General features: G+C 48.4%; 26 protein-coding genes. 19 read left to right on the top strand and 7 right to left on the bottom strand.

Annotated elements, in window-relative coordinates:
* The first annotated feature begins 87 nt into the window (after positions 1 to 87).
* The 4 genes from ASG16_RS08145 (at position 88) to ASG16_RS08130 (ending at position 6,170) form a co-directional block, all read left to right on the top strand.
* Entirely contained in the window at positions 88 to 1,401 is a 1,314-nt protein-coding gene (locus ASG16_RS08145) for an amidohydrolase family protein (RefSeq protein ID WP_056491918.1), read from the top strand.
* Positions 1,402 to 1,577: 176 nt separating this feature from the next.
* Positions 1,578 to 4,907 carry a cadherin-like beta sandwich domain-containing protein gene (locus ASG16_RS08140; protein ID WP_056491914.1) on the top strand — a complete coding sequence of 1,110 codons (3,330 nt, stop codon included), beginning with the start codon at positions 1,578 to 1,580 and terminating at the stop codon, positions 4,905 to 4,907.
* Between the two features lie 245 nt (positions 4,908 to 5,152).
* Entirely contained in the window at positions 5,153 to 5,689 is a 537-nt protein-coding gene (locus ASG16_RS08135) for a suppressor of fused domain protein (protein ID WP_056491911.1), read from the top strand.
* A 16-nt stretch (positions 5,690 to 5,705) separates the two neighbouring features.
* Positions 5,706 to 6,170 (top strand): NUDIX domain-containing protein, encoded by a 465-nt coding sequence (locus tag ASG16_RS08130; RefSeq protein WP_235617547.1) that lies wholly within the window; start codon positions 5,706 to 5,708, stop codon positions 6,168 to 6,170.
* Positions 6,171 to 6,221: 51 nt separating this feature from the next.
* On the opposite strand, the gene ASG16_RS08125 is transcribed toward ASG16_RS08130, so the two are convergent.
* Positions 6,222 to 7,163: a DMT family transporter gene (locus ASG16_RS08125; RefSeq protein ID WP_056491905.1), complete on the bottom strand. Its 942-nt coding sequence runs from the start codon at positions 7,161 to 7,163 to the stop codon at positions 6,222 to 6,224.
* A 146-nt stretch (positions 7,164 to 7,309) separates the two neighbouring features.
* Between ASG16_RS08125 and ASG16_RS08120 the strand changes: the two genes are divergently transcribed.
* The 3 genes from ASG16_RS08120 to floT all read left to right on the top strand — a co-directional run bounded on the left by ASG16_RS08120 (position 7,310) and on the right by floT (position 10,914).
* Positions 7,310 to 8,746, top strand: coding sequence for an aminotransferase-like domain-containing protein (locus ASG16_RS08120; protein ID WP_056491902.1), 1,437 nt, complete (start codon positions 7,310 to 7,312; stop codon positions 8,744 to 8,746).
* A gap of 87 nt (positions 8,747 to 8,833) precedes the next feature.
* Positions 8,834 to 9,373 (top strand): NfeD family membrane protein, encoded by a 540-nt coding sequence (locus ASG16_RS08115; protein ID WP_056491899.1) that lies wholly within the window; start codon positions 8,834 to 8,836, stop codon positions 9,371 to 9,373.
* A complete protein-coding gene (gene floT, locus ASG16_RS08110; protein WP_056491896.1) occupies positions 9,373 to 10,914 on the top strand; it encodes a flotillin lipid rafts scaffold protein FloT in 1,542 nt (513 codons plus the stop codon). Before ASG16_RS08115 ends, floT begins: the two co-directional genes overlap by 1 nt.
* A 62-nt stretch (positions 10,915 to 10,976) precedes the next feature.
* Here floT and ASG16_RS08105 read toward each other — a convergent pair whose 3' ends face one another.
* Positions 10,977 to 11,729 carry a polysaccharide deacetylase family protein gene (locus ASG16_RS08105; protein ID WP_056491893.1) on the bottom strand — a complete coding sequence of 251 codons (753 nt, stop codon included), beginning with the start codon at positions 11,727 to 11,729 and terminating at the stop codon, positions 10,977 to 10,979.
* Between the two features lie 188 nt (positions 11,730 to 11,917).
* Here ASG16_RS08105 and ASG16_RS08100 point away from each other — a divergent pair, with 188 nt between their 5' ends.
* Positions 11,918 to 13,321, top strand: coding sequence for an aspartate kinase (locus ASG16_RS08100; RefSeq protein ID WP_056491890.1), 1,404 nt, complete (start codon positions 11,918 to 11,920; stop codon positions 13,319 to 13,321).
* Here the strand turns inward: ASG16_RS08100 and ASG16_RS08095 are convergent.
* Positions 13,252 to 13,758: a M67 family metallopeptidase gene (locus ASG16_RS08095; RefSeq protein ID WP_056491887.1), complete on the bottom strand. Its 507-nt coding sequence runs from the start codon at positions 13,756 to 13,758 to the stop codon at positions 13,252 to 13,254. The genes ASG16_RS08100 and ASG16_RS08095 overlap by 70 nt on opposite strands.
* A gap of 52 nt (positions 13,759 to 13,810) precedes the next feature.
* On the opposite strand from ASG16_RS08095, the gene ASG16_RS08090 reads away from it, so the two are divergent.
* The 5 genes from ASG16_RS08090 to ASG16_RS08070 all read left to right on the top strand — a co-directional run bounded on the left by ASG16_RS08090 (position 13,811) and on the right by ASG16_RS08070 (position 17,680).
* The gene (locus tag ASG16_RS08090) at positions 13,811 to 14,668 is read left to right on the top strand and encodes a DUF72 domain-containing protein (RefSeq protein ID WP_056491884.1); all 858 of its coding nucleotides are present in this window, start codon (positions 13,811 to 13,813) and stop codon (positions 14,666 to 14,668) included.
* Between the two features lie 19 nt (positions 14,669 to 14,687).
* On the top strand, positions 14,688 to 15,512 hold the full coding sequence (locus ASG16_RS08085; RefSeq protein ID WP_048034570.1) for a sulfite exporter TauE/SafE family protein: 825 nt from the start codon (positions 14,688 to 14,690) through the stop codon (positions 15,510 to 15,512).
* Between the two features lie 24 nt (positions 15,513 to 15,536).
* Complete coding sequence (locus ASG16_RS08080; RefSeq protein WP_056491881.1) at positions 15,537 to 16,991, top strand: bifunctional metallophosphatase/5'-nucleotidase; 1,455 nt, start codon at positions 15,537 to 15,539, stop codon at positions 16,989 to 16,991.
* A 47-nt stretch (positions 16,992 to 17,038) separates the two neighbouring features.
* Complete coding sequence (locus ASG16_RS08075; protein ID WP_056491878.1) at positions 17,039 to 17,278, top strand: DUF6154 family protein; 240 nt, start codon at positions 17,039 to 17,041, stop codon at positions 17,276 to 17,278.
* Between the two features lie 99 nt (positions 17,279 to 17,377).
* Entirely contained in the window at positions 17,378 to 17,680 is a 303-nt protein-coding gene (locus ASG16_RS08070; protein WP_007715663.1) for a YunC family protein, read from the top strand.
* Positions 17,681 to 17,756: 76 nt separating this feature from the next.
* Here ASG16_RS08070 and ASG16_RS08065 read toward each other — a convergent pair whose 3' ends face one another.
* A complete protein-coding gene (locus ASG16_RS08065) occupies positions 17,757 to 18,770 on the bottom strand; it encodes a DUF2804 domain-containing protein (RefSeq protein ID WP_056491875.1) in 1,014 nt (337 codons plus the stop codon).
* Between the two features lie 159 nt (positions 18,771 to 18,929).
* Here ASG16_RS08065 and ASG16_RS08060 point away from each other — a divergent pair, with 159 nt between their 5' ends.
* Positions 18,930 to 20,024: an HD-GYP domain-containing protein gene (locus tag ASG16_RS08060; protein WP_056491873.1), complete on the top strand. Its 1,095-nt coding sequence runs from the start codon at positions 18,930 to 18,932 to the stop codon at positions 20,022 to 20,024.
* Here the strand turns inward: ASG16_RS08060 and corA are convergent, their stop codons facing one another.
* Together corA and ASG16_RS30665 are read right to left on the bottom strand one after the other, a co-directional pair.
* The gene (gene corA, locus ASG16_RS08055) at positions 20,025 to 20,960 is read right to left on the bottom strand and encodes a magnesium/cobalt transporter CorA (protein WP_048034565.1); all 936 of its coding nucleotides are present in this window, start codon (positions 20,958 to 20,960) and stop codon (positions 20,025 to 20,027) included.
* Positions 20,923 to 21,099, bottom strand: coding sequence for a hypothetical protein (locus ASG16_RS30665; RefSeq protein ID WP_157966766.1), 177 nt, complete (start codon positions 21,097 to 21,099; stop codon positions 20,923 to 20,925). Before ASG16_RS30665 ends, corA begins: the two co-directional genes overlap by 38 nt.
* Positions 21,100 to 21,307: 208 nt before the next feature.
* Here ASG16_RS30665 and ASG16_RS08050 point away from each other — a divergent pair, with 208 nt between their 5' ends.
* Together ASG16_RS08050 and ASG16_RS08045 are read left to right on the top strand one after the other, a co-directional pair.
* Positions 21,308 to 22,099, top strand: a complete 792-nt coding sequence (locus tag ASG16_RS08050; RefSeq protein ID WP_056491870.1) for a YybI family spore inner coat protein — start codon at positions 21,308 to 21,310, stop codon at positions 22,097 to 22,099.
* Positions 22,100 to 22,222: 123 nt separating this feature from the next.
* Entirely contained in the window at positions 22,223 to 23,539 is a 1,317-nt protein-coding gene (locus tag ASG16_RS08045; protein ID WP_048034563.1) for a globin-coupled sensor protein, read from the top strand.
* A 6-nt stretch (positions 23,540 to 23,545) separates the two neighbouring features.
* Here ASG16_RS08045 and ASG16_RS08040 read toward each other — a convergent pair whose 3' ends face one another.
* Positions 23,546 to 24,025, bottom strand: a complete 480-nt coding sequence (locus tag ASG16_RS08040) for a cysteine dioxygenase (RefSeq protein ID WP_056491867.1) — start codon at positions 24,023 to 24,025, stop codon at positions 23,546 to 23,548.
* A gap of 401 nt (positions 24,026 to 24,426) precedes the next feature.
* Here ASG16_RS08040 and ASG16_RS08035 point away from each other — a divergent pair, with 401 nt between their 5' ends.
* The 3 genes from ASG16_RS08035 (at position 24,427) to ASG16_RS08025 (ending at position 26,862) form a co-directional block, all read left to right on the top strand.
* Complete coding sequence (locus ASG16_RS08035) at positions 24,427 to 25,581, top strand: MFS transporter (protein ID WP_056492408.1); 1,155 nt, start codon at positions 24,427 to 24,429, stop codon at positions 25,579 to 25,581.
* Positions 25,582 to 25,647: 66 nt separating this feature from the next.
* Positions 25,648 to 26,373 (top strand): sporulation protein YunB, encoded by a 726-nt coding sequence (yunB, locus tag ASG16_RS08030; protein WP_053079626.1) that lies wholly within the window; start codon positions 25,648 to 25,650, stop codon positions 26,371 to 26,373.
* A gap of 78 nt (positions 26,374 to 26,451) precedes the next feature.
* Positions 26,452 to 26,862, top strand: coding sequence for a LysR family transcriptional regulator (locus ASG16_RS08025; RefSeq protein ID WP_241970718.1), 411 nt, complete (start codon positions 26,452 to 26,454; stop codon positions 26,860 to 26,862).
* The last annotated feature ends 111 nt before the right edge of the window (positions 26,863 to 26,973 follow it).

Here is a 26,973-nt window from a genome sequence, read left to right as displayed (position 1 = left end):
GTAGCAAACGATAGAGTAGCTTACGTAAAAAGGGGGGAGTTTTTTAGAGGCAGTATCCATCTCAAATGACGCTTAGGAGGTATAACGATGTCAACAATCCTGATTCAAGGCGCGTATATTTTATCGATGGATTCTCAAATTAAAGAAATTGAAAATGGAGATATTTTGATTGAAAACAACATCATCAAACAGGTCGGAAAGAACATCGAGCTGACGGAGGATATGGAGGTACTAGACGGTTCCGGATACATTGTGATGCCGGGCTTCGTGGATACACACCGCCACGTCTATCAGCATTTGTTCAATCAAGCCTTTACGAATTGGTCGCTGACGGACTATTTTACACGGTTTCTTGGTGATATCGGACAACGCCTTCGCCCGCAGGACATCTATGTAGGCAGTTACATCGGTTATTTGGAGGCGATTCATTCTGGCGTTACAACCGTGCTGCACTGGGCGAATTCGACCAACAGCTATGGGCATGGCCTTGAAATTTTGAGAGCGGATTCAGAAATCGGGATGCGTACCATAGTGGCGATTGCAGATTCTGTGGTAGCCCATGATGAAGATGCGAACTTTAAAAATATGCTGCGGTTGCGGGAGACAAACAGCAACCCGCTGACTCAGATTGCGCTTGGGGCGCTCAGCAACGATGTGGAAAGGTTGAAGTACAGTATAAAAGAAGCACATGAGCTGAATGTGTTCGCTACCGTCCATGTGGGAGGGGTGCCTGGTGAAGATGGGCTAATCGCTCATTTGCACGAGGAGGGTCTTCCTCTCGATTTCATTAACTTTGCCCACTGCAACCAATTGTCCGAAAAGGACTACGAGCTTTTTGTGCAAGAAAATATGTCTGTCTCCATTACACCGGAGATTGAAATGCTGATGGGACATGGATACCCGCCATTTTATCAGATTCTGAGTAAGGGCGGCAGACCGTCAATCGGTGTGGACACAACTTCCGTGGTTGGAGCGGATATGATTACACAATTGCGGGTAGCTTTGGCGTACACCCACAGCGTGCATAATGAACGGGTCAACATCAAGGGTGAAGAACCAAGTCTGGGCGTCTTCAACGCGAAGAGTGTGCTGGAAATGGGCACGATTGACGGAGCACGCGCGTTGAGGATGGAAGATGAAATCGGCAGCCTGACACCAGGAAAGAAGGCTGATCTCATCATGATTGACACCGGGGGGCACCAAACAGCGCCACTCTACGATCCTTACAATTATGTATTGATGAATGTGAATGCTGGCAATATCGCGCATGTCATGATTGACGGTCGATGGATGAAGAAGGACGGCAGGGTTGTGCATGATCCTGTTGATATTGACTTGTTGAATGACAGCACACGCTTTATGAGAGAGGAATTGGAGAGATATCAAGGTATGCGAGTCTGATAGAGAGCTGTCGTAATACGTGCCTGTAGTGACTGGTCACACTTTGGTGATTAGGTCGCTCAGGCACGATTCTTATTAACTTTAGTTAGACGACGAACTTATAGACATAATGCTATAATTATTAAATTGTACTAATTATGTGATGATAGGAAAGATTTAAGAAGGAGGGAGAATTGTTGGTTTCATTTTATAAAAAAATGATGAGGGTCGTTCTGGGAATGCTGCTGCTGATTGGCAGCTTGTCAGGACATGCTCTGTTCGCAGAAAGCACAGCGTATGCTGCAGGTGCAGGCAATTGGTCGCAAGTAAGCAAGACGGGAATAGAAGGTGCGCAATATGCGACCCTCTTGAACGCAAATGAAACTTTGTATATCGCCTATTCGGATTCTAACCAAGGCGGAAAGGTCACTGTGAAGAAATTCAACGGAACGGACTGGGAGTCGGTTGGGGACGAAGGTTTTTCCGAAAGTCAAATTCGGTATCCGTCTTTAGCTGTTTCTAACGGAGAACCTTATGTGGCCTATATCCATAATGAGAGTGTCGTGGTGAAGAAATATGAAGGAGGTAGCTGGAAAACAGTAGGGACAGAGACGGATGCATCGAATGCTGTCCTTCCATCCCTGATTAGCATAAACGGGAAAATATATTTGGCATATGCACGTAAAGTCAAAGTAGGGATGGCAAGCGTTAATGCAACGGTTAAAGAATTTCAAGGAAACGACTGGAAACTGGTATTGAACGCTTCCAATTCGGGAAAAGCCATAGCGAATATTGCGTTAGCGAATCAAAACGGAAAACTCCACGTAGCGAATGTATGGCCAAATCTTACTCAAGTATTGAGTTTAAATGGGACTGATGGTACTAATCCATGGTGGAATTTCGAGGAGGATTATTCGATTTCATCACGTAACGCGATAGCTTTTACTGCTAGTGATTACAATGACTCTACTTATATGGCAATAGTGGATCAGAATGATAAGTCCATCGTGGTGAACCGTGACACTCCGGGTAAGAAGAGCTCACCCTTAAGCAGTCCTGGTACATCTGAAAATGATGAAGGAACGCATGTATTGTCCATGACTGTCAAAGACGATATTCCTTATGTAGCGTATATAGACAGCAATAGCGGAAAAGTAGCAGTGAAGAAGTATATTGGCCAATGGGAGACAGTAGGCAACGAGGCTTTTACTCCATCAGGTACGAATGCTGTTTCGTTAACGATCGTAGATGATATTCCCTATGTAGTTGCAACTGATTCTTCAGGGGATTCCACCGTATACAAAATGGTATCTACACCTCCTCCTGTACTTTCCACAACTGCAACGAGTAGTGATGTAGCCAATGCGATCGACATCACCTTTGCAGATGATCCGATATGGCGTCAAAACATTACGGCTGTCAAAGACGAAACGAACAAGCAGCTTGCTTACACGGCTGCTCCAGGGAAAATTACAATTCAGGCCAATGAGCTGACGGCTGTCGGGCATACGATCACGGTAAGCGCTACCGGCTATGTAGATACATCTGTAAAAATCGTATCCAATAACGCGGATTTGAGCAGCATCAGCCTGAATTCGGGGGCTTTGAATGAAACATTTGATTCGGCGAAGACGGACTACACGCAAAATGTTGGTCAAAGCGTTACAAACCTGACTGTTACGCCGACTGCTGCTGACTCGAAGTCAACGATAACGGTCAACGGAAGTCCTGTCAGTAGCGGACAAGCAAGCGGTGCAATTTCTCTACAGATGGGAAGCAATCCCATTACCATTATCGTAACAGCACAGACAGGTACAACGAAGACGTACAACATTCAAGTGAATAAGATGTTGGTGTCGACGAACGCCAATTTAAGCGGCTTAACGGTGAGCAGCGGTTCTTTAAACGAAGCGTTTGATCCAGATACCACAAGCTACACCCATGATGCTGGGAGTGGCACTACTAGTTTGAAAGTAACCCCGACAACGGCTGACTCAAAGTCAACAGTCACAGTGAACGGTACGGCCGTAGAGAGTGGACAAGAAAGTGCTGAGATTTCACTGACTACAGGTAGTAACATGATTACCATTATAGTGACAGCAGAAGATGGCACGGTTACGAAGACGTATACCGTACAAGTGAGTAAAGCTTCTACATCGACAAACGCAGATTTAAGTAACGTAGCATTGAGCAGCGGACCTTTTCATGAAGCATTCCATCCTGCGAAAACGAACTACACGCAAAGAGTCGGGAACAGCACAGCGAGCCTGACCGTGACACCGACTGTGGCTGATTCAAACGCAACCGTAACCGTCAACGGTTCTCTTGTCAAAAGCGGGCAAGCAAGTGCAGCAATTTCCCTGAAAACAGGTACGAACGAGATTACGATTGTGGTAACAGCAGAAGATGGCACAACGAAGACGTACACGATTGTAGTGACCAGACAATCTGTTACGCCACCGCCTCCCCCTCCATCTTACTATCCCGTAACAGACGTGAGCCTCGACCAAGAGGAGTTGTACTTAACGGAAGGCGGAGAAACGGCTGAATTGCGCGCAACGATAACCCCTGCGCATGCAACGAATCAGAGCGTGAAGTGGAGCAGCAGCGATCCAGAAGTAGCATCCGTCGACGATCAGGGTGTGGTTACTCCTCTTGCGCCCGGGAAAGCAACGATTACCGTGACGACCATTGACCAAGGCAAGACGGCGACGATCCGGGTAAAAGTTGCCCGGGAAGGCGAAAAGAGATTGGTCGGACTGCGCGTATCGGATAAAAACATCCTGTTGAAGCCAGGAAAATCCTCTTCTATCAAGCTGTATGCGATGTACGCCGATGGCACGAAAGAGGATATTACCAAAAACAAAGATGTCCGATATGAAACAAACGAAGAAGAAGTAGCGACTGCCACAAAAGGTGTAATCAAAGCTGGCAAAAAGAAAGGCGAAGCAACGATTACGATTTCGTATCAGGACGAAGAACTCACCATTCCTGTCGTTGTCTCGGATGTATATGTAAGCAAATTGAAACTCACCCCAAGTAGCTTGAGCTTGGACGTGGATGAAGAGGAGCAGCTAATACTTGTCGCTACGTTATCCGACCGGAAAACGGAAGATGTTACGGAACAGGCATTTTGGGATAGCAGTGAGCCAGAGGTGGCAACGATCAATGAGGACGGAGAAATCATCGGAATTGCTCCGGGTGTGACGGTCATTTCAGCCAAATATGCCGGAAAAACATCCAAGCTGACAGTCTATGTTGGGGGTGCTGAGCTGATCCGTCAACTTTCCATTAGTAATCGATCTGTCACGCTTGCTGAAGGAGAAGAGGAAGAGGTCACAGCAACCGTTTACTACCGGGATCAATCGAAAAAAGACATAACAGACGATGCGGTATGGTCCAGTGAAGACGAGGAGATTGCTACCGTAGAAAATGGCGTCATTACAGGACATGCAAAAGGAACAACGAAGCTCAAGGTGAAGTACCAAGGTAAAAGCATGACCGTTTTCGTGAAAGTCACGAAATAAACAAGAACAAGGCCCTCGGAAAAACCGGGGGCTTTTTTGCGCGAGTTGAAACATGTACATTCGCTCCACACAATGATAAAATGTTCGTATATACATGATAACGCTGTCCAACATCAACGAAGTATGCCTACGAATCCGGGCATGCTTTTTTCGGGCGAGCACGAACCATTTCGCAAAGATGCAGTTGCTCTTCTATGAGAGGCAGCCGTAGACGTTTTCATACTTTTTGGAGCGGAGTTGCACATATGATAGTGGTAAAGCAATTAATGGATCATTGCCACCGCTTTTTTGGAAGTAGAGGAGAGCTGTATCAATCCGAGGATGCGGATATCCTGATTGCCGTCTATCCGGCAACACGCAAGCGAGGATGGTGGACATATGCCACGCTTGAGCTGCACAAGATGGGAGCAACGGAGTACCTCGTCTATTCCTATCAGTTTGAGCAGAGAATGATTACGCATTTGGCAAGAGTAGCGGCCCAGGTGATTCGTCAGTGGGAGAGTCAAACGACCCGTATGGAGTCTGGGAGCATCTTTTCGCTTGGGGATACAATCGTGGAAAAATCGGTTTTGAATCATATGGTACTGACCCCTGCCTATTATGAAGAGGCTGGACTTGAATATTATACAAACGGCAAGGACGTAATCAGGTTCATGATGCTTCATGCAATCGCGGATTCTGAAGCAAAGTTTTTGGAACAATATGGACTTATGGCATTACAGGAATGGTTAGCGCACTCCGGTGTCGATTCCCTGAATGTTACGCGTACGCCTGCCATCTGAGAAGGGAGCGAGCGAAATGTCAGCGATTCGCTTGAGAGTCACCGTAGTAGTGGAACACGAAGGGAAAGTCCTCCTCATCCGTGAACAGACACAACGAGGCATCTTTTACAACCTGCCAGGGGGAATCGTAGAATATTTAGAAGCGATTCCAGATGCGGCGAAAAGAGAAGTAATGGAAGAGACGGGGCTCCTCGTGGAAATGGAGCGATTGATCTGGATAGACGATCGGATCGATCAGGAAGGGAACGGCAAGCATACAGTCGGAGTGGGCGTTCTGGCGAAGCTCGTCGGTGAAGAGACAAACCCTACGCCAGGTGGTATCGTCGATGAAGAAATCGAATGGGCTGGCTGGGTTACGCTAGAAGAGTGGAAGCAACTGCCGAACGACCACAAAACACGCCCGGATCAAGTCAAGCAGGTCTTGTCTGATCCCACTTATCAACCGATGTACTTGGGAAATATGCTGAGCAAAGCAGAATAAAAACAAGAGACACCGCCCTTTTCCTAGAGAAGAGGAGCGGTGTTTTTTTACTTACGCTTTTTGCTGAACGGAAGCTTTTCTTCCTTTTGCGACAGCCAACACGACAATGACGGCCGAGAGAACAGCACCAAGTGTCAATGGCTCGGACAGGAGCAGCCAGGCGGCGATGATTGATAAAAAGGGTTGAAGGTATTGAATTTGACTGACTTTGGAGACGCCACCGATTGCCAGGCCGTGATACCAGGCGAAAAAACCGAGAAACATACTGACCACGCTAATATAGCCAAAACCGATCCAGACAGGCCAAGTGGCTTGTTTTAATTCAGTGAGTAGAGGACCCGCCAGCGGAACGACGAGTAAAGGAAAGGCGAAGATCAATGACCAACTGATGACCTGCCAACCGCCCATAGTCTTGGAGAGCTCACCGCCGACTGCATATCCGATCGCCGCACTGATGACCGCTCCGAGCAAGGCGAGATCCGCCCATTGGAGGGCACCAAAGCCAGAGCTAATCGCGTAGGCGATAATCGTTACACAAGCGATCGCACTAGAAAGCCAATACTTTCGAGCGGGGCGCTCTCCTGAAAAAAATATCGCTGCGCCTGCCGTAGCCAAAGGCAAGAGTGCAATGATAACTGCGCCGTGCGTAGCAGGTACTCTCTCCATCGCCCACGATGAGAAAAACGGGAAGCCCGCTACTACGCCAGCAGATACGAGCAACAGTTTTTTGGTCTCGTGCCAGGTAGGAAACGGTACGCGTTTGATCAGGAGAACCAAAGCAGCCAGTACCCCTGCGATCAACGCTCGTCCCAACCCTGCCGAAAGGGGAGAGAGCACGGTAACCACTACCTTCGTCACAGGTAAGGTCAAGCTGAAGCTAAGCACCCCGATGAAGCCATACAGCAAGCCCATTTTCTCTGTATGCTGCTGCTCGAGAGTGATGGACTGTTCTTTTTGTAATTTCTGCTTCTCGATAGGAAGCTGTGCGCTCATCCGAATCCCATCCTTTATCGAATAAAAGTTTCTGTTGTTCCATCTTAGAGGCGAGCGATCATGAAAGGTAGAGCCAATTGGCAGCAGGAGCAGTAAGCCAATTTGTCGAAAGGGAGGAAAACAGCAAGTGTGGAGGAAGGATCAGGATGGAATGGAAGCCAGACAAAGACGCAGGGATTCCGATCTATATGCAAATTGCCAAAGAGCTGGAACAACAGATTGTGCTAGGAGTGCTGCCCCCTGGTACATCACTGCCGCCGGAAAGAGTGTTGGCGCGGCGCTTTGGCGTCAATCGTGGGACGGTATCGGCAGCGTATGAAGAATTGCGGGCCAAAGGTATTTTACAATCGTGGCAAGGGAGCGGTACTTGGGTAAGTCGTGATCTGTGGGGTGTCAAACAGATGCCAAACTGGTATGCCTACACGAATGGTGGGGCATTCTTGCCAGCCTATCCACTCGCAAAACGAATACAGGATGCGTGCTTCGATTCCTCGATCATCAATCTGGCAAAGGCTGAATTGGCCACGACGATGATCCCGTCATTGATCCCAACGACGCTGGGGGAAGAAAACGAGATCAAGCTTGAGCTTGGCTACGCGCATCCAAAGGGGGAGCCGCGTCTGCGGGAGGCATTAGCTGTGCATTTGCACGAAAACTACGGCATTCATGCTTCTCCCGACGAAATTTTGGTGACCTCAGGAGCGCAGCAGGCATTGCATCTCATAACACTATGTCTCTTGAATCCCGGAGATGCAATCGCAATGGAGGGACCTTCTTATTCGTATTCTCTTCCCTTATTCAGCTCAGCTGGCCTGCGTTTATTTCGCTTGCCGATGGATGAGGACGGTATTGTACCCGAGGCTGTCTACGACTTGCAACGGGAGCACCGCATTCGCATGGTTTTCGCGAACCCGACCTATCATAATCCAACCGGGACGATTTTAAGCGAGGCACGGCGAGCCCAGTTGCTCGATATTTGTCAGGAGCTGCGCTTGCCACTTGTGGAGGACGACGCTTACGGTGCACTGACACTGGCTGGAAGCCCTAGACCGCCAAAGCCGATCAAAGCCATCGACAAGACAGGGGCTGTTCTGTATGTCGGGAGCCTTTCGAAAACGATTGCGCCAGGCTTGCGGATTGGCTGGCTCGTAGGACCAAGATCAGTCGTAGAAAGACTAGCCGATGCCAAGCAGCAAATGGACTTTGGCACGAGCAGCGTCTCCCAGCAATTCGCCCGGCAATTTGTTGAGCGAGAGAGCTGGAACAATCAGCAGGAGCGAGTGTCTCGTTACTTGTTGGAGCAGCAACAAACGACGGTACGGGCTATGCACAATCATCTCTTTGATTACGCCGTATGGAATGAGCCGGGTGGCAGCTATCATATTTGGTGTCGGTTGCTTACTCCCAGGGACGAAAAGGAATTGTTGGATGATGCGATTAGGGAAGGTGTCGTATTTACGCCTGGCAGCGTCTATGGAGCGGAAGTGGGCTGGCTGCGACTGACCTATTCGTGGGAGTGCCCGGCGAATATCGAGGAAGGAATTCGCCGTATTCAAAGAGTCCTTCAGCAGAAAAAGCGATAAGAAAAGGGATTATTTCCTTATTTATGAAACTAATTCCCATCTCACTCGTATGCACTATAGAGGCAATTTTAGAAAGGGGGGACAGTCGTGGACATACTTGAAAACGTCTACATGGTCTGCCTTGTACTTGGTCTACTCTACACGGTCATCTCGCTGTTGTTTGGCGATACGCTCTCGGATTGGCTGGGACATCTGCATCTGCCTTTTGCACAGCCTATTTTGTTGGTCAGCGGCATGACTGCCTTTGGCGGAGCGGGGTATTTGCTATCTCGTTACACTTCACTTGGTCCGCTTGTCGTGTTGATGCTGGCTGTTGCCATTGGCATCGCTTTGGGTCTTGTCTCATACTTCCTGTGGGTAAAGCCGATGAGCCATGCGGAAAATTCCACGAGCTATTCCATGAGTCAACTAGGAGGAAAGCTGGGGGAAGTAGGAACGACGATCCCTGCACAAGGACTGGGAGAAGTGCTGCTGCCGATGATTAGCGGAACTACCTACCATATGGCGGCGAGTCTTGAGGGCGAGATTATCCCGCAAGGAACCCGTGTCGTCGTGGTCGAGGTGCGTGACCATGTCTTGTATGTAATCCCCTTTTACACTGAATCTGGCGAAGGAGATGAGAAATGATGTTAGAACCCGGTATTTTGACGATAGTAGGTGTGGTCGTCGCAGTCTTTCTCGTTTTGGGCATTGCCTTTTGGGCCCGTTACAAAACAGTGGGTGCAGATGAAGCAATGATCGTAACGGGTAGCTATCTTGGCTCGAAAAACGTACTCAGTGACGAATCCGGACGCAAGATGAAGATCGTCCGCGGAGGCGGCGCATTTATCCTCCCTATTTTTCAACAAGCAAACTTTCTGAGTCTTCTGTCTCATAAGCTGGACGTATCGACTCCTGAGGTATATACCGAGCAGGGCGTTCCTGTCATGGCAGATGGCGTAGCAATCATCAAGGTAGGCGGTTCCATTGAAGATATCGCGACCGCATCCGAGCAATTTATGGGCAAGAGTGACGAGGCACTGCGCGGAGAAGCACAGGAAGTACTCGAAGGCTATTTGCGGGCAATCCTCGGCAGTATGACCGTGGAGGAAATTTACAAGAACCGTGAGCGATTCGCACAAGAGGTGCAAGCGGTAGCGACGAAGGATTTGAAAAAAATGGGGCTGTCCGTCGTCAGCTTCACGATCAAGGATGTCCGGGACAAAAACGGCTATTTAGCTGCTCTTGGAATACCGCAAATCGCTGCAGTGAAGCGCGATGCGACGATCTCACAGGCTGATGCGGACAAAGAAGCGCGGATCAAGCAGGCGCAGGCAGAGGAAGAGGCGCGCAAGGCAGAGCTACTGAAGGAAACGAACATTGCCGAAGCAGAAAAGGAAAAAGAGCTGAAGGTAGCGGCGTTTAAGCAAGAGCAGGACAAAGCAAAGGCGAGCGCAGACCAAGCCTACAAGCTGCAAGAAGCTGTCGCCAAGCAGCAGGTTACAGAAGAAGAGATGAAGATTGATCTCGTCCGCAAGCAGAAGGAAATCGAGCTGGAGGAAAAAGAAATTCTTCGCCGCGAAAAGCAATATGATGCGGAAGTGAAGAAAAAGGCTGACGCCGACCGTTACTCTGTGGAACAGGCGGCAGAAGCGGAAAAAGCGAAGAAGCTGAGAGAAGCAGACGCGATCAAGTACCGCATTGAAGCGGAAGCAAAAGCAAATGCTGAGCAGAAGCGTCTGGAAGGCTTAGCGATTGCCGAAGCGGAAAAAGCTCGTGGTAGCGCGGAGGCAGAAGTCACGCGACTCAAACTCGAAGCCGAGGCAGAAGGGAAAGAGAAGCTGGCTGAAGCATTTGAAAAATTCGGTCATGCGGCTGTACTCGATATTATTGCGAAAATGCTCCCTGAGCTGGCTGAGAAAATTGCTGAGCCAATGAAGGCGATCGACAAGGTAACGATCGTGGATGCAGGAGGCGGTCAGGGAGATGGCGTCAACCGTCTGAGCGGGAATGTTACGAAGCTGATGGCCCAACTGCCAGAAATGCTGAAAGACGTGTCCGGTTTGGATATGAATAAGATGATCGCAGACTTTATGCAAAAGGGTGGTACTGTACCTACACAGCAACAGCCTGTACCCGTAAAAGTTCAGGTAGAGACGGATTCTATTTTGGAGAACGGAAACAAATAATGAAATCGATCAGAGGAGAAGTGCCCCTTTTTAGCGAGGGGCACTTTTTTAATGAAAGAAAATCAAGGATAGTCTACCTGCTTCGCACGTCCATATCCTCTCAACAATTCGCTGACCGTTACGAATTTATACCCTCTATTTTTCAGTTCAGGCAATATTTGCTCAAGGGCTTTTACGGTCTGTCTGCGATTGCCTCCGTAATCGTGAAATAGCACGATGTCTCCATTCCGCGCGTTGTTCAAAACCTTGTTGACGATTTTTTTTATACCGGGATCGCTCCAATCACGTGTGTCTTGATGCCACGACCACATGATCACCAAAAAACCGGCTTTCTTGGCTGTATCGACGACGGTCTCGTTATAATATCCCCCCGGGGGACGAAAGAGGGTGGGACGAACCCCTGTTGCCGAATAAATCGTTTCCTGCGTTTTTTGCACCTCTTCTAACAGTCGATTCGCTGACAGCTTTCGAATATCCGGATGACTGTAAGTGTGATTGGCAATCTCATGTTGATCATTCACGAGAGATTTGACGATTCCCGGGTACTGGCTCACACGATTGCCTACGACAAAAAAGGTAGATTTCGCTTGATATTGCTTCAGCAGCGCTGCGATCTGAGGAGTGTATACCTGATCAGGACCATCGTCAAAGGTAAGGGCAATCACCTTGCTCTCTGTCGGCACTTCCCAAACGATATCTCCTCTTGTTTCGTAATACTCGCGATTTTTTTCCCTTATTGCATTGGCCGTCTCGCTGAAGGAAGGAGCAAGAATAACAGCGAGCAAAAGTGGGAAAAAGAGGATGTGCTTTTTCATTCGTTCACCTCGTTACCAGAGACTTTCCTGCTAGGTAGCTATACCTATTGATGTACACCCCGTTACTATGCGACAAATCTTGATGATTATTCCTGTGTGTCCTTGTGGAAAATACAGTTGTTCTTTTTGTGCGGATAAATTAAGCTAATAAAAGTAGAAGACGTGAGAGTTAGATGGAGGAATCGATCATGAAGGTAGCAAAATTTGGGGGAACATCACTGGCGAATGCCGAGCAAATAAAAAAAGTATGCCAAATTGTTTTGGCGGATCGGGACAGACGATTCATTGTTGTATCAGCACCTGGGAAACGGCACAAGGAAGACACGAAGGTTACTGATTTATTAATCGCATATGCGGAGCGATATTTGGCTGGGGAGCCTACAGAGGAAGCGAAACAAGCAATATTTTTGCGCTATCAGGAGATTGTGGCAGGTCTCGGGCTTTCTGCCGAGATTGGTCAAGCGATTGAAGCAGAGCTCGGGGAGGTTCTCGCAAACAAGGCAAGCTTGTCCAAGGAAAGATTCATGGATGCGGTCAAAGCTGCGGGAGAGGATACATGCGCCAAAGTTGTCGCTCGTTATTTGCAGAGCTTGGGCGAGGTGGCGACCTACATCAATCCAAAGGATGCAGGAATGCTGGTTACGGATGAAGCAAGCAATGCCCATATCCTTCCTGAAGCGTATGCCAAATTGTCGACATTGCGAGAGCGGGAGGGAATTGTGATTTTCCCTGGTTTCTTCGGCTATTCGCGTGCTGGTGATCTGGTTACTTTTTCACGAGGTGGCTCGGATATTACGGGATCGATTTTGGCTGCGGCGGTTCAGGCAGAGGTCTACGAGAATTTTACCGATGTCGATTCTGTGTATGTGGTCAATCCGAACCTGATTGCCGATCCGAAAAAGGTGACAGAGATTACGTACCGAGAGATGAGGGAGCTGTCCTATTCCGGTTTTAGTGTGTTCCATGAGGAAGCGTTGATTCCCGCGTATCAAGCAGATATACCCGTATGCATCAAGAATACGAACAATCCGTCTTCGCCTGGTACGATGATTGTGGCCGAGAGAGGATCTGCTACAAATAGAGTTTCGGGGATTGCAAGTGACAGCGGCTTTTGCAGCATTTACGTCAGCAAGTATTTGATGAACCGCGAAATTGGTTTTGGTCGCAAGCTGCTGCAAATTCTGGAGGAGGAAGAGCTTTCGTACGAGCATACTCCATCTGGAATTGATAACATTTCTGTCATTCTGCGTGAGCGCGATCTCACGGAAGAGAAGGAAGAGCGGATTGTGGAGCGCATCCGCCGAGAGCTGTGCGCTGATGATGTCGCTGTTCAGCATAGTCTTGCACTCGTCATGATTGTCGGGGAGGGCATGCGTCAGTCTGTGGGGACAACAGCGAGAGCCACTGCTGCGTTGGCTGGTGCGAAAATCAATCTGGAGATGATCAATCAGGGGTCATCGGAAGTAAGCATGATGTTCGGTGTAAAAGCCGAAGAGGCAGATCGTGCTGTGATTGCTTTGTATCAAGAGTTTTTTGGAGCAGAAGAACCAATAGCGTCCTCATCGTCACAAGCCGCTTCTGTCAGTATGTAGTCGCGTGCTTCGAATGAGGCGTTATTTTCATCCCGTCCCCATTGATAGACACACCATTCTGGCTGTGCGGATGCAAGTCCCACAATCCAATAGCTGAGCGTAGGATAATGCCAGCCTGCTATGTCGCGTGCAGAAGGGATTGGCGGCGTATGGGGGTGTGTATGCAAGACCCCCAACCATTGAAGATTGTGCTTGCGGATGTGCTGCAAGGCTTGAAGAAACGTTTTCCCATCCCAAGCGAACACGTGCTTGTCGGGTGAGACAGGCATCGGTACACAGGCTGTAATCGTTGCTTCACGACCTGCGAGCAATGCTGAATACTCATAAGGAAACGCCTCTTGTGCTTCGGCCAGGAGGCGTTTCGCTACTTTTTTCGTCAGGAATATTTTGTTATCCTTAATCGCAAAGGGTTCACCTAACCAAGCGGGATTTTTCATTTCGATTCCGTCCTTCTACTCTATTCGGCCATGATTTGGAGGTTAGTAATCGATGACTACGATACAAGTGGGAGTTTGCGGCTGGGGCGATCAGCACGAATTGTACGTACAAGGTGTACGCAATCGGGACAAGCTGTCGGTATATGCCAGCCACTTTCCAATTGTAGAGGTGGATAGTTCTTTTTACGCTATTTTACCACAGCGAAATTACGAATCGTGGGTGAAGGATACACCTGAACGATTTGGTTTTATCGTCAAGCCGCATCAGGGAATGACAGGGCATCAACGCGGGGACGCTTCGGGAAGCAGACGGGAATTGTTTCGTCAGTTCGAAGAGAGCATTCAGCCGGTCGTAGAGGCTGGCAAGCTCAAAGCATTGCTGTTTCAGTTTCCGCCGTGGTTTGATTGTACGCGAGAGCATGTCCAGTATGTGACCGCTTGTCGCCAAGCCATGCAGGCGTATCCGTTTGCGGTGGAGTTTCGCCATCAAAGTTGGTTTGAATCACGGTATTCGGAGCGAACGCTGGATTTCTTGCACAAGATAGAAGCGACACATGTCGTATGTGATGAACCACAAGTCGGAAAAGGCTCGGTCCCGATTGTTCCTGCCGTGACGAAGCCATCCTTGGCGTTGGTCCGCTTTCATGGGCGCAACAAAGCGGGCTGGCGTGATCCCGGAGAGGGACAAAATTGGCGAGATGTCCGTTATTTATATCGATACAGTGAGACAGAGCTTGCAGAGTGGGTTGAACACATCAGATTGCTCGAACGGGAAGCGGATGAAGTCTGCATTTTGTTCAACAATAACTCTGGAGGAGATGCAGCAGCGAATGCGAAGCAATTTTCGGAGATGCTTGGCCTTGCACCTACTGGTCTGAATCCTCGTCAGATGGACCTGTTCTCCACGTAGCAAGAAAGAAGGGGAGTTCATGCTTGTAGCAATTGCCATCTTGTTTGTCATCATCGGAGTCGTGGCTGGCGTCATTGGCAGCATCGCGGGTCTGGGTGGTGGGATTTTCTTCGTGCCTGCTCTGCTGTATTTTGCGAACGGGTACATGCCTGGATCGATGAACCCGCAAGTAGCAGCGGCGACTTCGCTGATCGTGATTGCGGTAACCGCGCTTTCTTCCTCTCTTTCTTATCTCAAGCAAAATAAAGTAGATAAGCAGAGTGCCCTGCTCTTTTTTATCGGGAGTGCCCCAGGTGCTATTGTGGGCGTGTATCTTAATACATTACTAGCAGTGGAGGGCTTTTCGCTGCTGTTTGGCTTGTTTCAGCTCTGCATGTTCGTCGTATTGATGGTCAAAGACAAAATCAAGCCACGCAGCATTAAGTGGGAAGTCCAACGCCACTTCATCGACAACGAAGGAAATGAATATGTGTACGGGTATAGCAAATGGTCCGTCATTACGATTGCCTTCTTTGTCGGGATAACCTCGTCGCTATTTGGCGTGGGTGGCGGAATCCTGATGGTTCCAGCCATGATGATATTGTTTCGCTTTCCGCCACACATTGCCACGGCTACGTCCATGCTGGTCATCTTTTTATCAGCGGTGGTTGGATCAATCACGAATATCTTCCACGACAACGTACACTGGCTGTATGCAGCGATGCTCGCGCCAGGAGCTTGGGCGGGTGGAAAGCTTGGGGCGATTATTGCCAGTAAAATGAAGGGCCGCACTATCGTGCTGTTCTTGCGTGTTCTGATATTGGGAATTGCTATACAAATGATCGGAGAAGCGATTTTTGGATAATGAGACGAGAGGGAGGGGAAAGTCGTGGCAGACACCTGTACCTTACACATTTTGCACACGAATGACTTGCACAGCCATTTTGATACGATGCCGCGAATTGCAACCTGCCTGAGCAGGCACCGAGAAGAGTGGGAGGGCAGGGGAGAGCATGTGCTGACGGTCGATATTGGAGACCATATGGATCGAATGGATATCCGATCGGAAGCGAGCTTTGGGAAAACAAACGTCGAAATCATGAATCGAAGTGGGATTCAATACGCGACGATTGGAAACAACGAAGGCATCACACTCCCAAAAGACAAGTTGAATGAACTGTACACAGATGCGCATTCCACGATCATTACGGGCAATCTGTTTGAGCCAACAACAAATTCAGTCCCGTCTTGGGCAGTACCATACGCCATTCATACCGTAGGCGAGCTGCGGCTGGCGATTTTAGGAATGACAATTCCCTTTGGCCCCTCCTATCAAAGTATGGGATGGGAGATCAAGGAGCCAATCCCGATTTTGCGTGAGCAGATTGCGGCGCTTCGCTCGTCTGTGGATGTTGTCGTTTTGCTATCGCATCTCGGCTATCAGACAGATTGTGTGCTGGCTAGTGAAGTCGATGGGCTAGATATCATTTTGGGTGGACACTCTCACCGGACACTGCCTCATGGAGAACGCCTAGGAGGCACCTTGATCACACAAGCTGGGCGATTTGGCGAGTATGTGGGTCATGTAGAACTCGTCTGGGACGGGAAGCATAAAAGGATTGCAGATATGCAAGCAGAGCTTTTTCAGACAGAACAGTACCAGTCAGACGAAGCATTGAGCCAGTTCATTGAGAGTGAAAAAGTATGGGCAGAGAACCGTTTGTTTCAGCCGATTGTTCAATTGGAGCAAGACATGCACATCGGCTGGACGGAGGAGACCCCCTATGGTTCCTTCATTGCAGCAAGTATTCGCAAATGGACGGGGGCTGAGATCGGCATGGCAAATGGAGGACTGTTGCTTGCTGATCTGCCTCGGGGCAGCTTGTCTTTTGCCGATTTGTTGTACAGTATGCCCCACCCGATCAATGCTTGTGCGGTCACGATAACAGGCGCGCAGCTCACCACTGTCCTGGAGCAGGCTATTCAACCGGAAATGGTTCATCGGGAGCTGCGAGGGTACGGTTTTCGCGGAAAAATAGAAGGCTGGATGTGTGTGGACGGATTGCACATCCGCTACAGTGAGGATGACCAGCCGCAAATTATCCAGATTGAAGTCAACGGGCAACCGCTTGATCGCGAGCGTCTGTATCGAGTCGGGACGATCGACATGTTTATGTACAATCGGATGTTTCCCGATTTGCTGCTCGGCAGTGAGGTTACGTTTTTCTTGCCCGAGATGCTGCGGGAAGTGCTCGCCACCACGATACAGGACCAACAGATGCTGCAAAACGCGTTTCGGCCACGTTGGGAAAAGATATCGTCAACGTCAAAAAACCAATCGTAGAGACCGGTTTTTCGGGAATGCTATCGAAAAACGGGAGGGGACGAGCGATGCGCTTCATTGATGAAGTATATGAGCTGTACAGAGGACATTTTAATGGCGATGAAGAGGATATTACAGCGGTTGTCGTCGGCATTCTCGCGGAGCAGTCTCGGGATGATTTGCTGGACTTGGTCGAGGAAATGGACGAGGAAGAGCTGTTTCACATGCTTGCGACGTATATGATTGAAGTCATGAAACGAAAAGTTGCGATGGAGGATGAGCACTTTCCGACAAGCGTCGTGCATTAAACGAAAATCTAGGTACTACCTTTGGAAACCTCACATTTTTCTTCTGAGCGTCATAGGATGGTAACGCTAACAGACAGGAGAGAAAAAGGAGGAATCTTGATGGTCGAGGTAGTGCCAATCCACTTCCCAGAGGGGACGGCAATTGCTGTCACCGTTCGTTTGCCCAAGACGACGCTATTGGCTGTAACGACCGATCATGGCTACATCATGTGTGGAGCGCTGGATGTGGGGCTCTTAAACGAGAGGTTGGCAGCGAGGGAAATTCTTGCCGGTCGTGCAGTAGGGGTCAAGACCATACAGGAATTGCTGGATGCGCCGCTGGAGTCTGTGACGACGACAGCGGAGGAGAAGGGGATTACTGCTGGCATGATTGGACGGGATGCTGTCGTAAAAATGCTGTAAACAAACAAATGGTTTGCCTATAGAAAAAACCTTTGTCCCATCATGACAAAGGTTTTTTAGTTTTCTCGGGTCTTGTTTACCAACGGGCTGATTGTTCTTCACAGATTCCGATCTTGCTTTGCACCGCAATTGTTTTTCCATCAGGTGTTGAGAGCGTCCCGTCATATCGGCCGATTACTTGATGCAGAGTGGTTCGCACCAATGCAAAATTTTTGTGCTCGGTTCGAGCAAAAAGCGGCGTAAAGGTAAGGCGTACCGCAGACGATTCTTCACTCGCAAGCGTCCAAGGGAGCATCCGGTTGTCAGGATCGTAGGAAAAATAAATTTGTTCACTCAGCTTGTAGAGGACACCATCGATCATCAAGCCATTTTCGGTCATACCCGTTCCGTCTGTCCAGCCTCTGCCAAAGTTAAAGCCTGCGACACCCTCCGCGTGACGGAAAGAGCAGGTCGTCCAGTTCCAGCGAGTGTGATACGGCCAAACGCCACGCCCAAAATCCAGACTGGCAAACGCATTCTGCGGATCGAGTAAATAGGTTTTCCCGTTATAGGCAATGGTGCCGTGCACAGGCCGCGCCGTTTGCTTCGATGTGAACTGAAAGCGCTCCGCACTCCACGGAATCACGACATTTAAGGACTCGGATGGCGGATCAATCACGATGTCGAGCGAAAGAGTTTTATCGCCGGGACAAATAGCAGTCGCTTCTACGCTCGTTCCAATGGCTCCTGGCTGAAAGGAGACAGAGAGCTTGCGACTCGTAAAATGGCAAGGTTCATCTACAGTGGCACCCAGTCGAATCCCTGCACCAAAAGGAACCGTTACGGCACTGTCCGCCGTTTCCCCTGTCGTTAGATCAATAAAATGGACAAAGACAATGCCAGCGTAATCCAGATTGACCATCGCAATCGACATCGCACATTCAGGCGCGGTGATAAACCAAAAATTCCATTTTTTCCGGCGAAACCAATGCCCGCTAAACTGGCAGTCATGCAATGGATAACGGGACCAGCCAATCGCTTCGGGAAGTAAGCGGCCATTTTGATCACATAATGAAAGAGGCTGCGTTAACTCTTTTTCGATCAGTGACATAACAATCATCTCCCTTGCAAACAAGGATTCTTCCAGACAAACTCGTCTTCCGTGTCTTTCCTCGGTAGACATGAAAAGCAAATCTAGAAAAAATTTCATGTAGAATCAAGTCGAATCACGCTATAATAGGGATACCCTGAGGAAAGGCGACGGAAGGAAATGCGACTGAAATCCATTCAAAAATGCCAGCCGGGTGATAAACTGGCTCGTTCCATCTATACAGAGAATGGAACGATTCTCGTTGGCGCCGGAGTAGAACTAACCCAACGAATGATAGCTCGACTTAAAAACAAAAACGTGAACAGTCTCTACATCCAAGACAAGCGCACGGATGATATCATTGTGGAGACAGTCATTTCCGAAAATACTCGCAGACAAGCAATGTCCATGATTCACGATACATTCCGAACGGTTCATCAAGTCCCGGACAAATGGCAGCAGCTTTTTTCGGACAAGGGTTTGGGACGTAAGCTGCGGGATGTCATGCAAACCGTTGCGGATGAATTGAACAATAATGATTCAGCCATGAACTTATTGGCAGACGCTTGCGCCTTCGACAATTACATATTCACGCACTCATTTAATGTTGCCTTGTATAGCACAGCTCTCGCCATAAATACTGGCTGTTCGGAAAAAGATGTGTTGGAGATTAGTATTGGCGGTATGCTCCATGATATAGGAAAAGTGCATATCCCAGACGATATTTTGAAAAAGCCTGGCCGCCTTACACAAGAAGAATTTGAAATCATGAAAAGACATACGGAGATCGGCTTTGAAATGCTGCGTCGGCAAGACGACATCCCTCTGCTTGCAGCCCATTGCGCTTTTCAGCATCACGAGCGCTGGGATGGCTCCGGTTATCCACGGCACCTGAAACAAGAAGAGATTCATCCGTTTGGTCGCTTGATGGCAGTGGCCGATGTATTCGATGCCCTGACGTCGCATCGGGTATACCGTCGAGGAATGCTTCCTCACGAAGCGATGGAGGTGCTCTACTCCGGTTCAGGAAAACTGTTTGATCATGTGTATGTAGAGGCTTTGCGAAATACGATTGCACTCTACCCTGTTGGTCTGACTGTCAGTCTGAACAATGGTATGTCTGGTGTCGTCGTCGATTCGAACAAAGGAATGCCGAGCCGTCCGATCGTCAGAGTCCTGGTGGATGAAGAAGGTCGGGATATTGAGCATCCCTATGAGTGTGACTTGTCCAAAATGCTGACGCTGATGATCATCGCCTGTGGCGATTTGGTATAATCAGAGCCAGTCCTTCTTTTTGAAAATGATAAACATCGTCGTGCCGATGGCCGCCATACATCCCAGCACGATGTAGTAGCCATAGGGTGAACGAAGCTCGGGCATCACATCAAAGTTCATCCCGTATATACCTGTCACAATCGTCAACGGCATAAAAATCGTCGTCAAGGCGGTAAAAACACGCATAATATCGTTGGCTCTGCCGGCAAGCGCCGCTTGATACGCTTCGCGCAAGTTTCCGATGAGCTCGCGAAAAGCTTCAAAGCTCTCTACAATTTTGCTGGCATCCTCTACAATATCGCCAAAGTACTTCCGCAGATAAGGCTGAATCAGCGGGAGTTCTTTTTTATGTAGGGCGTCAATCAAATCCCGCTGGGGAACGAGCATTTTACGGGCGTACAAGATCTCACTGCGCAGTCCGATAATTTGATCCAGATGGGATTTTTTCGTGTGCATCAAAATTTGTTCTTCCAGATCTTCAAGCAGGTCCTCAATTTTTTCGGTTACATCAAAATAGAGATCGACAATTTGGTCTACCAAGTAGTACAGAAACGCATCGGGGCGATTGACTTCTTTTTCCCGGATGATCGACAGCATGGTAGTGAATTCTGGGGCCTCCTGCTTCGTTACGGTGATGATGGTGCTGCTGCCCAAAAAAATATTGATCTCGCGCAAGAAGATATCATGGTTGTGGAAGGTAATGCCATTGATGACCATAAAGTAATGATCATCGTAATTTTGCAGCTTGGGCCGCTGTTCTTCCTCGTCGATGCAGTCCTCGACAGCCAGATGATGCAGTCCGAACAGAGGCTGTAAAATATCCAAATCGAATGGCGCGGCATGAATCCAGTAAAACCCGTTCACGGGAGGAGTTGCAGCCTCTTCGATGTCTTCTATCTCAGTGATGATTCCGTTTTGTACGAGCCTTATCTTCATGATCGATTCTCCTGCAAGTAGATTCGGTTGCAGCGGGGAGACGGGGCCAGATCTGTGTGAGAATCAATTCATATGCAGAACGAAGTGCCCGGCGGCTAGGCGGAGCCTGTGATGCACGCTGTTGCTTGGGAGTCTTCATGCAAGTAGCCTCCTCGATAAAAGCCTTCATCCTATACATATGAACGTCAACTCGTCCTTTTTCCCGCTGCGGCTAGTGGTAATATTGCCATAGTGTTCCTCACTTCCTACGATCCCTCTCTCTATTTTACCGTTTAGGACGGTTTGACCAAAGCCATTTTTTGCATACTACAGATAACTTGAGCAGATGAAAAGGTGGATGTATCGACATGTGGACAAGCAAAAGGGTAGGTATGATCGGCTGTATCGTATGGATGTTGACAGGAGCCGGGTGGGGACAAGCAGCTCTTGCCCTGGAGGTGAGAGACGTACAGCCTCCTCCGACTGTGTTCGAGGAAATCCAGATCAAACAGCAGGATGTGACAGGCGACGGTCGACCGGATCTCGTTACGTTGCTAGGAAAGAGATTTGCGGCAGACAGCCCTTACTTCGAACACTTAAAAATCATGGTTCAAGACCCCGTTGCAAAAAAAACAACCTTTTTTACAACACCGTATGGCGCTTATCAGCCGGAGATGTTCTTTTGTGATTTTACTGGAGGCGGTGTGCAACAAATTTTGCTTCAGGCACCGACTGGGGGCAGTGCAGGGACGTCAGAGTTTTATTTGTTCGCAAACAAGGACAACAAGCCGGCGATTCTGCCAGTTCCGCAGCCCTTGACGATTTCGGGCTCCTATCAGGATCATTACAAGGTGTCCTTGACGATCAAGGAGACGGGGGAGACTGTCGTTCTCGATTTGTCCGATCGCAAAAAAATCTATGAAGAAAATGGCGTATACAAGAACGGGAAGCTGGTTTCTCCAGTAGAGGTTATGCCTAACACGTTCAGCGTACTCAAGCCCATCGATGAGATTCGCGATGGAATCTGTGAATTAAAAGGGGAACAAAGAGTTAGTGGTGTTGCCAATGCCGATACGATCGCGTATGTGGAGTCGTACTGGAAATGGGACAAAACAAGCTGGAAGCTGCAACGAGTAGTTGTGAGGAAAGCGGAAATGTAGGCGTAGCTAGGCTCAAACAACCGCCCATAGCCAAGGTGGGCGGTTTACACCCGTTTGTAAAGGGGTATATAATTGAAAGGATATTCCAGAGATATATGTACTCGGATAAAAGGAGTTCAGGCTATGAGCACATGTCCGTTTTCCACCTTTTTTGGGTTGAAAGGGAAAGGAAAAAGTGAATCTTTTTTTCAGGGGGTGAAGGAAAAGGGGGAAGTGCATATTGTAGGGAAAAACACCCTCGCAAAGCAACTAGCAATGATCAACCTGACCGAAGAAGAACTGACCATTGTGAAAGCACTTCAGCCACTTATCATTCAAAATATTGACGCTATTGTCGACTATTTCTATGCCAGTATTGAAAATGAACCGATTTTAATGAAGATTGTAAACCAAAACAGCACCATTGAACGGTTGAAATTAACGTTGAACCGCCATATCTCCGAAATGTTTAGCGGACGCATCGACAGCGCTTATATTGAACAGCGCAGTAGAATTGCGGTTATTCATATGCGAATTGGCTTGGAACCAAAATGGTACTTGAGTGCCTTCCAAAACATGATGGTTTCCTTGATTGATCTCTTGCAAAAAAACATCGCGGACAAGGATGAATTCGTACGAGCCCTCACAGCCGTCACGAAGATTCTAAGCATCGAACAGCAAATTGTGCTGGAGGAATATGAAAACGAGCATGAAAAGGCACGGCGAGCGGAACAAGACAAAAAGGACGAGCTGCGAATCCTCCTGACCAATTCTGCACATGAGCTGGCAGCGGTCTCAGAAGAAAACAGCGCGTCAGTTGTGCAATTGACAGAACAGTCGAGAGAAGTGCTTCGTTTTGCTGAAAATGGCACGGGCTTTTCCACGAAAGCGCAAGACCTGTCCCGTGAAGGCAAAGAAAAGCTGGAAAAACAACAGGAGCAAATGTGCTTGATTCAGAGCAGCGTCAAGCAAATCTCGGAAGAAATGAACGCGATGGAGGAAAACGCAGAAAAAATCCAAGGGATTGTAGAGGTCGTGACGGCAATTGCTGAGCAGACAAATCTTTTGGCATTAAATGCTGCGATTGAAGCAGCACGTGCTGGTGAACAGGGACGTGGATTTGCCGTCGTAGCCGATGAGGTACGCAAGCTGGCAGAACAGACCAAAAAGTCGGTTTTCGGTGTGCGTGAACTGATCGAGAAGACGAACCAACAGACAGTGGTCCTCTCGTCTGTCGTGATAGAAATTCAAGCGTTGGTCCAATCGAGCACGGCGGTAGTAAACGAGACGAATGCCTTTTTTGAAGGAATCATGAGCGCTGTCTCAGACAGTAAAGAACAGAGCTCACGGATTCAGCGGGAGCTGGAAAACTTCTTCAAAGTCATGGAGGATATGAACCAAGCGGTTGCACAGGTAGCCAGCTCTGCGGATGAGCTATCGGAAATAACAGAAAACCTGTAAAAAGTATTACGTTGTCGGTTCAAAGGAGCAATATTGGCGGCAATTACGCAATGGAGGACTGTAAACGTTTACGGAAACAACTGGACTTTGTCCATTGTTGCGAATGGCGTGAATTTCCCCTGGCTCTACAAAATAGCATTCACCCGTGCTGACATGAGTTGTTTGTGCTCGTTGAACTTTATTTTCAATATTCGTTTGGACATAAATCATATTTGTTAACGTGCCTGAGACTACCAATTCCCATCCAAAAGAGTCACCGTGATTATGTGGAATGGATTCCTGATCTGCTGGCAGATGGATCAAGACAACCTCAACATGTGGCGTGGAGAATAATACTTTGCGTCCATAAGGCAGATTTAGCGGCTCCGGGATGTATGGACCGAGCTGTTCCATGCAGGGAGACAGGGAAATGAGAGCGTGTCTAAGCTGGGCAGGAGTAGGCGAAACGAGGGCCCCAAATGCTTGTTCCAGACGTTCCAGATTCATAAATAACCTCCCAAACGAAAGTCATACTCCCTATACCATATGATCAAATTTCAAGAGTAGTGATAGCCTGAGCTCGTCCAAAAGGGAATTATTTACCATTATTATTGCATTGTAAATCAACAGGATTACTTGAGATTGGGGCGCTTTGAAAGAAAAAGCGTCCTTTTTGTGCTATCGACAATCAGCCGACTCACCACCTATTATGGAAGTACGGCAACAAATGCCGAACAGGACGATTTGGGGAAGCGTCCCCCTTCAGAATGTTTCGAGTAACAAATGCTTTATCCTGATTTCATTCAAGAGGAGGCATGTGCATGTCAACTGCCATAATCAGTGTACGCACCCACTAGAGGGGGGCGTTGATTCAAACCACCTGTCATGATCGGGAGGTTTGGATGGAGATGAATAAGAAATGGTACTTGTATGTCAATGCGTTGTCATCCTTGGGATCACGGATGAATTTGATCGCGTGTAGCGCGTTGATTTTTACATTTGAACATAGTGCGTATTGGATGACCGCTTTTTTCGTTGCAAGGCAACTAGGGGGGATGCTGTTTAGTCCCTTGGCAGGCGTGTTGGCTGATCGAATGGACAGAAGGCGTACCATGATCGTAAGCGATTTGGGGGCCGGTCTTGCTATTTTGGCCATCGCTTTTTATCCGACACCGTATGTATTAATCGCAGCGGCTTTTCTCAATGGCATGCTGTATACGCTGTTTCATATTAGCTTCCAGGCATCCTTGCCACAAATTTTTGGGAGTGAGCAACTGGTTCAGGTCAATGGATTAAAGGTCAGGATGGAGTCATTGGTAGGCATCATGGGCTTCATGCTGGGAGGATGGCTAACAGATCACTATGGTTATACGATTGTGATCGTCTTGGATGGCGCCAGCTTTCTTTTCTCTGCATGGATTCTGACGAGACTTCGTTGGGAGGAGCAGGGAGACAATGTGCTTGCTACGTCAAAAGCAGCGAGTAGCTTTCGTGTCACCCTTCGGTACTTGCGGGATACACCTGTGCTTCTGACGATTAGCCTGTTAGCTTTTCTCGTATCGCTCAGTACGTCTGCGTATAATTACGGGTTGCCTTTTTGGGCGGATCAATTGCGTGATAGTGACGCTACTCTGCACGGATTAATGTGGACGGCGATGAGCGTCGGAGGCTTGATCGGCTCTTATGTGGCAGCTCGTTTGCGGGTGAAGCTGGTGAATGGGATGCTCGTGGCTTATGCCGTTTTTTCCGTGGGAATTGTAGGGGCATTCGCGGCAACCCATGCTGTGTTTGTGCTTTTGCTCTTGATTTTCGCGGGTCTATTTTCCGGCGCAGCACAGGTTTATGAGAGCACGCTTTTGCAACAAGCCCAAAATGAGCTACGCGGCAAGGTGATGGGGGTGCAGGGGCTTCTGAGTCGAAGCGGGTATTTCGCTGGTTTTCTTATGGCTCCATTTCTGGCGGGTGCCTCCACTTTATTTGGAATGCTAATCTTTGCCCAATTGCTATTTGTCACAGGGCTGATCGGATTTGGCTTGTACCTCGTTTTTTCTCCCAAAAAATAGAAAACGGCCTCCCGATACACGTAGTCTTTTTTCCACCTGCTAACCATAGGATGTACCAGTTGGGAGGTGTCGGGATTGGCCGTATTTCGACCCCGTCGGCGTTGGAGAAACCCGCTTTCACGTACGAAAGCGTTTTTGATCGCGTTGGTTATCTTTTTTGTTTTGACGATACAGACACTTGTGTTTTTGCAAAATCGATTGGAGCCTACTCTCTTGATTCTGGCGACGCAAAAAGCCGAGCAATTGGCGAAAGAAGCAATAACTGATGCCGTAACCAAGCGGATTTCGCAGCAAGGCGTCGACTTCAATCAGATTGTCAAAATCGAGAAGAACAACGAGGGGCAGATTCAGGCGTATCAGTTCAACTTCAAGGAATATGCAAGAATCGTGGGCGAAACAACAGCGAGGGTCCAGAACAAGCTCCAAGAGTTCGAGCAAGAAAAAGTAGACCGCACGATCCCGCTTGGATTGGCTACCGGGAACTCCTTTTTGGCATCCATGGGGCCGAATTTGCCAGTGACTTTCGTGCCCATCGGCTCGGTCAAGACCAAGCTGGAGACAGAGCTGAAGGAAGCAGGTATCAATATGGTGTTGGCGACGGTATATATTTTCGTGGAAGTCGATCTGCGCATCGTGATCCCTTTTGCGACTGAGGAGCAGACGGTCACGACGAAAATCCCGATCACCCACTCCTTGATCATTGGCGATGTACCGACGTATTTGTACAACAACCCGGAAGGCAAGCCGGATGTGCCGAGGATTCCTGGGGATACACCGAACAGCACTCCGTAATCGTTGAATAGGAAAAAGCGGCAGCGCATTGCTGTCGCTTTTTTCATAAGGCTTTAGGAAAGAAGGAATAGCGTAATCATGGACTTGAAAAAACTACGCTACTTTATTGCAGTAGCAGAAGAACTGCATTTCAATCGCGCTGCGAGTAAACTGAATATGACGCAACCACCATTGACGCAACAAATACAAAGTCTCGAGGAAGAACTTGGCGTAAAGCTGTTGGAGAGGACCAAGAGACAGGTTCGTCTTACGGCAGCAGGCGCGGTTTTTTTGGATGAATCCAGGAGAATGGTTTCCCAGTTGGAGCAAGCCGTTATGAGAACAAAACGGGCGAGCCAAGGGAAAATTGGACATTTGTCCATTGCATTTGTAGATTCGGCAGTGGGCGGTATGCTGGTTAACGTCATAAAGGGATTTCGGGAGCGTTTTCCCGAGGTGGAGCTGTCTCTATCTTCCCAATTTAAGCGGATTATAACAAGTGTAAGTTAATATGAAAAATATATAAAATGATCATGATTAATATGAAAAACGTATTATTTAGATCAGTCCGTATTCATTGACCAAGGTTTTCTAAGGTTTGTTAATTATTCACATTTTCAG

The sequence above is a fragment of the Brevibacillus sp. Leaf182 genome (genome assembly GCF_001423865.2).
In the GTDB taxonomy this organism is placed as follows: Bacteria; Bacillota; Bacilli; order Brevibacillales; family Brevibacillaceae; genus Brevibacillus; species Brevibacillus brevis_C.
This window is presented reverse-complemented; position numbering and strand designations above follow the sequence as displayed.